The following is an 8,290-nucleotide window of genomic DNA, read 5'->3' as shown; positions in this document are numbered from 1 at the left end:
GGTGCGCGCGGCCAAGGCGCGCGGCGTGGCCGTCACCGCCGGGGTGACGCCTGCGCACTTCATGCTCTCGGACCTTGCTCTGTCCGATTTCCGCACCTTCGCCCGCCTCTCGCCGCCGCTGCGCTGCGAGGATGACCGGCAGGCCGTTATCGAGGCGATTGGCGATGGCACAATCGACGTGGTCGCCTCCGGCCACGATCCGCGCGGGCCGGAAGACAAGCGCCTGCCCTTCGCCGATGCCGAGCCCGGCATGGCCGGAGCCGAAACGCTGCTCGCCATGGTGCTGACCTTGGTGCGTGACGGTGTGATCGACATGGTCCGCGCCTTCGATCTGGTGTCGCGAACCCCGGCGCGTATTCTTGGCGTCGCTGCGGGCGTTCTTGCAGCGGGGAACGAGGCCGATCTGGTGCTGGTCGATGAGGCCAGGCCCTGGATTGTCGACCGGCGCAAGATGGCGGCGACGGCGGGTAACACCCCGTTCGACCGGCAGCCGACCGAAGGCCGCGTCACCCGCATCTGGAAGGGCGGCGTCGAAGTGGCGCTCTGACGCAAAACGGGCCGCCATCCGGCTGGATTGGCGACCCGTCTTGGGGAAACTCCCGCAGGTCAGTTCGGTCAGTCGACCTTAGTTGACAGCACCGGGCAGCGGATTGGCCGCCGACCAGCTGATGCAGCCCGCTCCTGCGGAGCGGACATCGCGGCACAGCGCGGTGCTGGCGCTCTGGTCGAAGCCACCTGCCGACACACGCCAATAGCGCTTGCCGCGCACCGCTGCCTGCGTGATCACCATCTCGTGACCGGACAGAGCCGGGAAGCGATCAAGATAGACGTTCCAGGCCCGGCGCGCGCCTGCTTCGCTGGTGAAGCTGCCGAGCTGGACCAGATGCGTCGCACTGGCGCTGCGGCTGGTAGCCGGAGCGGGGGCCGCAGCAACCGGCGCGGCGACCGGCGCTGCGATGCGCGCGGTGGCTGGCACCGTGGGGGCCGTCACCGGCACGTGTTGCACCACCGGGGTGCTGACGAAGTTCAGGCTGTCGCCAGCGGTGGCGCGCTGGACGATGCTGGCGCCGGGCTGCACATCGGTGAAGGCGGCGGCGAAATTGGTCGAAGGGCTGTGGCCGACGGGCATGGGCTCAGGCGCCAGCGTGGCGGCGGTTTCTGCCGCCGGTGCCCGAGCCGCCAGCGCCCGGCTGGAGGCAGAGGAACTGAGCGCAGGCACAGTGCCAAGCGCGGCCAGCTCGGCCCCGTCATAGATGGCGGCGGGGAAGCTCTCGACCTCGGCATATTGCGGCGTGCCGCGCGCGGGGGATAGCGCCAGTTCGACCGGCTGACCCGCGTCGGTGCTGTTCACCGGCACGCCAAGCAGGCTGGCGATGCGCTGCTGGTAGGCATCGGCATGGGCAAGGCCGGCCCACTCTTCGAGCCGGGTGTTGACCTCTCCGGCGGGAAGATCCTGCTGCGCCATCAGCCGCGCCTCGCGCCAGCGACCGGCCATGGCGAAGGCATAGGCCAGATTCTGCCGCATCTTGACGGTGTTTTCGCCCGAGCGGATCGCGTTCGACATCAGGTGAACGCCGCGCTCGGGCTGACCGGCCAGCGCCAGAGCAAGGCCCAGATCGGCGGTCGCGATCTCGCTTCCCCAGGTGTTGAGCAGCTCGGCAGCCTCGGGATACCTGGCCTGCGCAATCTGCGCGAGCGCCAGGCTCAGCGCCGCGCGCGGACTGGCAGCGCCCAGTTCCATGGCGTCGGTGAAGGTGGTTTCCGCCGAGGCGAAGCGCCCGGCATCGAGATAGGCGTCGCCCAGCGCCAGCCGCAGTGCCGCGTCGTGCGGGCTGCCTGCCACGGCGGCTTCGGCCTGTGCCACGGCTGCATTGGCTTCGGCCAGTTGTGGCGAGACACCCGCGCGCGAGGCCGAGGCCTGCCCGTGGGCGACAGGCCCGCCCGCGCAGCCGCTCACCATCGCAGCGGCGATAGCCGAGGCGAGGCCGAGGCGCAGGGCGGTCTTGGAGGTCTTGTCCGTCATGGTTCTGTTACCCTCAGGCCTTGGTTCGATGATCTTACTGCGCAACGCGGCGACCGAACCCGCCTTGCGGCCGGGCGCCGATGCCCTGCGGCGCAATCTTCTGGTGGCCGGAGAAGACAGTGCGACGGAAGTTCTTTTCGAGCCGGTCGGCAATGTAGGTCCACAGTGCGGCGACTTCCTGCGCGCTGCGGCCTTCGGGATCGACCTCCATCACCGTCCGCCCGTCGATCATCGAGGCGGCGAAATCGGTGCGGTGGTGCAGGGTGATCGGCGCAACCGTGCCGTGCTGCGACAGCGCGACGGCGGCTTCGGAAGTGATCCGCGCCTTGGGGGTTGCGCCGTTGACGACGAAGATCAGCGGCTTGCCCGCGCGTTCGCACAGGTCGACCGTGGCGCCCACGGCGCGCAGATCGTGCGGGCTGGGGCGGGTGGGCACGACGATCAGTTCGGCCACCGCGATCACCGACTGGATCGCCATGGTGATGGCGGGCGGCGTATCGATAACGGCGAGCTTGAAACCCTGCTGGCGCAGGATGGCCAGATCGTTGGCGAGGCGGGCAACGGTGGTCTGCGCGAAGGCGGGAAGATCATCCTCGCGCTCGTTCCACCAGTCGGCCAGAGAGCCTTGCGGATCGATGTCGATCAGAACGACCGGGCCTGCTCCGGCGCGCTGCGCCTGCACGGCCAGATGGCCTGACAGCGTGGTCTTCCCCGAACCACCCTTCTGAGATGCCAATGCCAGTACGCGCAAGGCGTGTCCCCTTTGTAAACCATCGGTCAAACAAGGCACCCGGAGGCGCTTTGTATGCTGACATCGCAGATCACCGTTTATTTTGGGTTAAGCTAGCGCCGGCCACGCTGGCTTTTCGCAAGTGGGCCGATGCTAAGCCTGTGATTATTGGGCCATCGCGAAGTCATCGGCCCTTCAGCGGAGCGGTGCTTAAACGCTTTGCTAAGGCGTGATTTACTATGACAGGATCGAATTGGCGGGCATTGGCCTCGTCGCCTGAGGAAGCGGAATGGCTCTGCGCACGAAAACCGGCACGGTGTTTACTCTGATCGCGGCAGCGTCGCTGGGAGCGGGAGGCCCGCTACTGGCCAATGTCCGCGATGGCGTCGATGCATGGAGTCGCGGCGATTATGCGCAGGCGATTGCCCAGTGGGAGGGCCCGGCGGCGGCGGGCGATCCCGATGCGCTGTTCAATCTGGCTCAGGCCTATCGGCTTGGTTACGGCGTGACCTCGGATATGGTCCGCGCCGAAGACCTCTATCGCCGTGCGGCCGAGGCGGGGCATGTGCAGGCCGCGGATACCTATGGCCTGATCCTGTTTCAGAACGGGCGGCATCAGGTGGCCTTGCCCTATGTCGAGGCGGCGGCGCGGCGGGGCGATCCGCGCGCGCAGTATCTGCTCGGCATCGCGCACTTCAATGGCGATCTGGCCGAGCGCGACTGGGTGCGCGCCTATGCGCTGCTGACCCTCGCCAATGCGCAAGGCCTGCCGCAGGCCGCCCCCGCGATTGCCGAGATGGACCAGTATATCCCGCTGGAGCAGCGCCAGCAGGCCGCAGCGCTGGCGCAGCAGCTTCAGGCCGAGGCCGAGCGCACCCGTGCGGTTGAACTGGCCCGGTTCGATTTCGCCGATGCTCCTGCCGCCAGCGCGCCGGTTCCGCGCGCCATTCCCACCACGGCGGTGTCGCCGTCGGTAGCTTCGGCAAGGGCTGCGCTTGAGCAGGCGAACCGGGCGACCGGCACTGACGACCCTGCCGAAGCGGGGGCGACCTTTGCCCATGCGCCTCAGGCTGTTCCGGCTCCTGCTCCGGCACCGGCTCCCGCGCGCGTAGCGGCGGCTCCGGCGCAAACCCGGCCTGCACCTGCACCTGCTCCGTCCGCCATGACCGGGCCGTGGAAAGTGCAGCTCGGCGCCTTTTCGGTGGCGGGCAATGCGGAGCGGATGTGGACCTCGCTTTCGCGCCGCAGCGAACTGGCCGGGGCGCAGCGGCTGCTGGTGCCGAGCGGCCGGGTAACGCGGCTGCTCGCGGGCGGCTACCCGAGTCGCAGCGCTGCTCAGGCCGCCTGCACCGCGCTCAAGCGCGCCGGGCATGACTGTCTCGTCACCCAGAACTAGGGCGGAATAGGCGTTCACCCCGCGCGCGACCTCTGCTAGCCGCCAGCGGCCATGCCGACGCGCGCCCTCATGTCAGACTATGCCGAGGCGCTCCCGGTTGCCGCATCGCAGCGCCTGACCAGCCTCGACTTCATTCGCGGCATTGCGGTGCTGGGCATTCTGGTCGCCAACATCGTCGGCTTCGGGCAACCGCTGCTGGCCTACATGTGGCCGGGCGCTTTCCTGACCCCGCACGGTGAGACCTCGAACTGGTTGTGGGTGGCGCAGTTCGTGCTGGTCGATGGCAAGATGCGCGGACTGTTCTCGCTGTTGTTCGGAGCGGGGCTGGCGCTGATGACCGAGAAGGCGGGCGAAGGCGGGCAGGCCGGGCTGATCGGCCTGCAACTGCGCCGGCTGGGCTGGCTGCTGGTGTTCGGGCTGGCGCACTTCTATCTCCTGTGGCGCGGCGACATTCTCGTGCTTTACGCGCTGATGGGCATGGCGGCGCTGCTGTTCGTGCAGTGGCCACGGATGAACCTGCTGGTGATCGGCACGCTGCTTTATGTGCTCGGCATGGTCATCAATATGGCGATCATGGCGAGCCCGTTCCTGATCGCCGAAACCAGCCTTGGTGCAGGCGCGGCCATGGCCGAGACGCGGGCCGCACTGATCGCCGCCGCGCAGGAAGCGATCGCCAGCGAGCAGGCGGAGACGGCGATCCTGACCACGGGCAGCTATGCCGACTTCGTTGCCTACAACCTGACCGAGCACCTTGCCGAGCCCTTCACCGGGGCCTTGCTCTACCTGTTCGAGACCTTGCCGCTGATGCTGATCGGCATGGCGCTTTATCGCTATGGTCTGTTCAGCGGCGGGCTCGACGCGGTTCGGCTGCGTCGGTGGGGCTGGGCAGGGGTGGTGCTCGGTTCGCTGGCGACGCTGGCGGCGGGGCTGTGGATCGCGGCCACCGGGCTGACCTACTGGGGTACGCTCGCGGCTTTCATGGCCTTTTCGTACCTGCCGCGCCTGCCGGTGATCGTGGGCCTTGCCGCGCTGCTGGCGCTGGCCGCGCCCCGCTGTCAGGGCTGGCTGGCGCAAAGGTTGCGGGCGGCGGGGCAAATGGCCTTCAGCAATTACCTCGGCACCTCGCTGGTGATGGCACTGGTGTTTCACCCGTGGGCTGGTGGGCTGTGGGGCAAGCTGACCCGGCCGGAGCTGTATCTGGTGGCGCTGGGCGGCTGCGTGCTGATGCTCGCCTGGTCGAAGCCGTGGCTGGCCCATTTCCGGTTCGGCCCGCTCGAATGGCTGTGGCGCTGCCTGACCTATGGCAGACTGTTTCCGATGCGCCGAAAATCGTAACAGAGGGCTTGCTATTGCGAATAGATCGCATAGATTGGCTCGTGCGAATCAATCGCAGGAGTGGTCTAGGCAATGTACATCTGCATCTGCAATGCCATCAAGGAATGCGAGTTGCGCAAGGCTGCGCGGCTTTGTCCGGGTGATGCGGAAGGTGTTTATGGTGCGCTCGGCAAGAAGCCGAACTGCGGCCACTGCCTTGAAGAGGCCGACGAACTGATCGCGGAAGAGCGCAGCTCGGTCCTCGCCCCGGATACTATCGCTGCCTGATTTGCATTCGCAAAAGCGCAGTTTTCTGCCATTTCTTGCCCCTCCAAGCATAGAATTCGCTTGCTCTGACCCGGCTTGCTGCCCCACATGGCCGCATACCCCTAAGCCAGCGGAGAAAGCACATGAAGGGTGACGAAAAGGTCATCGAGTTCCTCAACAAGGCGCTCACCAATGAACTGACCGCCATCAACCAGTACTGGCTGCACTATCGTGTGCTGAAGGACTGGGGCGTGCACAAGCTCGCCGAATACGAGCGGCACGAGAGCATCGACGAGATGAAGCACGCCGACGTTCTGGCCGAGCGTATCCTGTTTCTCAACGGACTGCCCAACTTCCAGGCCATCCACCGCCTGAAGGTGGGCGAGACGGTGGAGGAAATCCTCAAGGCCGATCTCGCGATGGAGAACGAGGCGATTCCCTTGCTGCGCGATGCGATCGCCCATTGCGAGATCGTGCGCGACTATGTCAGCCGCGATCTGTTCGCCTCGATCCTCGAAAGCGAGGAAGAGCATGTCGACTTCCTCGAAACCCAGTTCGACATGATCGAGCGGATGGGCCTGCACAACTACGTGCAGCTTAACAGTTCGGCTCCCAGCGAAAGCTGATTCTTCGGTCCCGTGCCCGGCCCTGATGGGGCCGGGCTTCAGGCTCAGCCCACGTGCCAGAACGGCAGGCGTTCGCGGTTGGCACGGCGGACGCTGGCCAGCCTGCGATCTTCCTGCCAGACTTCGGCCACGCCGGAAGTCATGATGATGTCGGTCACGATCAGCGCGGTGCGCAGATCGGGCACGTCGAAGGTCATCGGCGACTCACCTGTGGTGGGTGCGGGCGAAATGTGCAGGGAATAACGATCCATTTGACCTCTCCAATGCAGCCGCGGAAAGCTGGTTCCCGGTCGCGTCAACTAGCCCCACGAACCTTATGGCATGGGAATAGTGCAGGATTGTGTCAGGATCTGTCGCAAGCCCGCAACAGGCCGGAATTATCGCTCAGTCGAACGGATTCTTTGCGCTCTTGAGGGTGATCCGCACCGGCACCGCGCCGAAGTCCAGTTCCTTGCGGATCGAGTTCACCAGATAGCGTTCGTAGCTCGCGGGCAGATCGTCGAGCCGGGTGCCGAAAATCACGAACCGCGGCGGGCGGGTGCCGACCTGGGTGATGTAGCGCAGCTTGATACGCCGCCCGCCGGGAGCTGGCGGCGGGTTCATGTTCAGCGCATGCTCGAACCAGCGGTTGAGGCCCGAGGTCGAAACGCGGCGGCTCCACGCCTCGCGCAGGTCGAAGGCGGCGGAGAGCATCTGGTCGAGCCCCTTGCCGGTCACTGCCGAGACCGCCAGCAGCGGCACGCCCTTCAGCTGCGAGAGCCCGTCGTCGAGCGCCGCGCGCACGCCGTTGAACAGCGCGCTGGTATCCTCGGCCACGTCCCACTTGTTGATCGCGATCATCAGCGCACGGCCTTCTTCGATCACCTTGTTGGCGATCTTGAGGTCCTGCACCTCGAGCCCGCGTGTCGCATCGAGCAGCAGCACCACGACCTCGGCATAGTCGACCGCGCGCAGGCCATCGGCAACCGAAAGCTTCTCCAGCTTGTCGACCACCTTGGAGCGCTTGCGCATCCCCGCCGTGTCGATCAGGCGGATCTTGCGCTGCTCGCCCGATTTCGGCTCGGTCCAGTCCCAGTCGATGGCGATCGAATCGCGGGTGATGCCTGCCTCGGGGCCGGTCAGCAGCCGGTCTTCGCCGAGCAGCTTGTTCACCAGCGTGGACTTGCCTGCATTGGGCCGCCCGACAATGGCCAGCGCCAGCGGAGCGCCCGGATCGTGGGCTTCCAGTTCGATGCCCTCGGCCGCGGCGGCTTCGGCAGCGGCGCGCATCCGGTCGGCTTCGATCGCGGCTTCGGCCTCGGCCTCGATCTGCATCCGCTCGGCCTTTTCGGCGATCAGCGGGGAGAGCGCGGTGTAAAGATCGGCAATGCCCTCGCCATGCTCTGCGCTGACCGGCACCGGCTCGCCCATACCAAGCGACCAGCCTTCGATAATGCCGCTTTCGCCCGCATTGCCTTCGGCCTTGTTGGCGATCAGCACCACCGGCACTTCCTGTTCGCGCAGCCAGCGGGCGATCTCCTCGTCGAGCGGGGTGAGGCCCGTGCGCGCATCATAGACGAACAGCGCGGCATCGGCGCCGGTCAGGCTGACCTGCGTTTGCGCCAGCATCCGGCCCGGCAGACTCTGTGCGTCCTCGTCTTCCCAGCCGGCGGTGTCGACGGCTTCGAATTCGAGCCCGAGCAGGCCTGCCTCGCCCATGCGCCGGTCGCGCGTGACGCCCGGCTGATCGTCGACCAGGGCGAGGCGCTTGCCGACCAGTCGGTTGAACAGCGTCGATTTGCCGACATTGGGTCGGCCGATGATAACCACCTGCGGGAGCTTGCGCATTTTCATGATGGCAGTGCAGGTGGCCCGCCGCGCGCCGGATAGCAAGTGTTCTCAGCAGGAGAGGGGGCGAAGCAGTTAGGCCGAAGCGGAAATTGCGCGGGGCCGTT

General features: G+C 66.6%; 9 protein-coding genes. 5 read left to right on the top strand and 4 right to left on the bottom strand.

Annotated features, from left to right (window positions below; all coding sequences use genetic code 11):
- Window positions 1-547, top strand: a 547-nt coding sequence (locus D2V17_RS13950) for an amidohydrolase family protein (RefSeq protein ID WP_147367408.1), incomplete at its 5' end; no start/stop codon positions are given.
- A 78-nt stretch (window positions 548-625) separates the two neighbouring features.
- Here D2V17_RS13950 and D2V17_RS13945 read toward each other — a convergent pair.
- Together D2V17_RS13945 and D2V17_RS13940 are read right to left on the bottom strand one after the other, a co-directional pair.
- Window positions 626-2,023 carry an SPOR domain-containing protein gene (locus D2V17_RS13945; protein ID WP_119593405.1) on the bottom strand — a complete coding sequence of 466 codons (1,398 nt, stop codon included), beginning with the start codon at window positions 2,021-2,023 and terminating at the stop codon, window positions 626-628.
- A gap of 34 nt (window positions 2,024-2,057) precedes the next feature.
- Window positions 2,058-2,774, bottom strand: a complete 717-nt coding sequence (locus D2V17_RS13940; protein ID WP_119593404.1) for a ParA family protein — start codon at window positions 2,772-2,774, stop codon at window positions 2,058-2,060.
- A gap of 268 nt (window positions 2,775-3,042) precedes the next feature.
- On the opposite strand from D2V17_RS13940, the gene D2V17_RS13935 reads away from it, so the two are divergent.
- The 4 genes from D2V17_RS13935 to bfr all read left to right on the top strand — a co-directional run bounded on the left by D2V17_RS13935 (window position 3,043) and on the right by bfr (window position 6,356).
- The gene (locus D2V17_RS13935) at window positions 3,043-4,149 is read left to right on the top strand and encodes an SPOR domain-containing protein (RefSeq protein WP_119593403.1); all 1,107 of its coding nucleotides are present in this window, start codon (window positions 3,043-3,045) and stop codon (window positions 4,147-4,149) included.
- Between the two features lie 51 nt (window positions 4,150-4,200).
- The gene (locus D2V17_RS13930) at window positions 4,201-5,484 is read left to right on the top strand and encodes a DUF418 domain-containing protein (RefSeq protein ID WP_119593402.1); all 1,284 of its coding nucleotides are present in this window, start codon (window positions 4,201-4,203) and stop codon (window positions 5,482-5,484) included.
- A 72-nt stretch (window positions 5,485-5,556) separates the two neighbouring features.
- Window positions 5,557-5,751: a (2Fe-2S)-binding protein gene (locus D2V17_RS13925; RefSeq protein WP_119593401.1), complete on the top strand. Its 195-nt coding sequence runs from the start codon at window positions 5,557-5,559 to the stop codon at window positions 5,749-5,751.
- 122 nt (window positions 5,752-5,873) lie between these two features.
- Window positions 5,874-6,356, top strand: coding sequence for a bacterioferritin (bfr, locus tag D2V17_RS13920; RefSeq protein WP_119593400.1), 483 nt, complete (start codon window positions 5,874-5,876; stop codon window positions 6,354-6,356).
- Window positions 6,357-6,400: 44 nt separating this feature from the next.
- Here the strand turns inward: bfr and D2V17_RS13915 are convergent, their stop codons facing one another.
- Window positions 6,401-6,607 carry a hypothetical protein gene (locus D2V17_RS13915; RefSeq protein WP_119593399.1) on the bottom strand — a complete coding sequence of 69 codons (207 nt, stop codon included), beginning with the start codon at window positions 6,605-6,607 and terminating at the stop codon, window positions 6,401-6,403.
- A 133-nt stretch (window positions 6,608-6,740) separates the two neighbouring features.
- Window positions 6,741-8,189, bottom strand: coding sequence for a ribosome biogenesis GTPase Der (gene der / locus D2V17_RS13910; protein ID WP_119593398.1), 1,449 nt, complete (start codon window positions 8,187-8,189; stop codon window positions 6,741-6,743).
- Window positions 8,190-8,290 lie beyond the last annotated feature (101 nt).

Source organism: Aurantiacibacter xanthus (assembly GCF_003584015.1).
Taxonomy (GTDB): Bacteria; Pseudomonadota; Alphaproteobacteria; order Sphingomonadales; family Sphingomonadaceae; genus Alteraurantiacibacter; species Alteraurantiacibacter xanthus.
The sequence above is the reverse complement of the archived record's forward strand: the minus strand, read 5'-3'. Positions and strand labels throughout refer to the sequence as shown.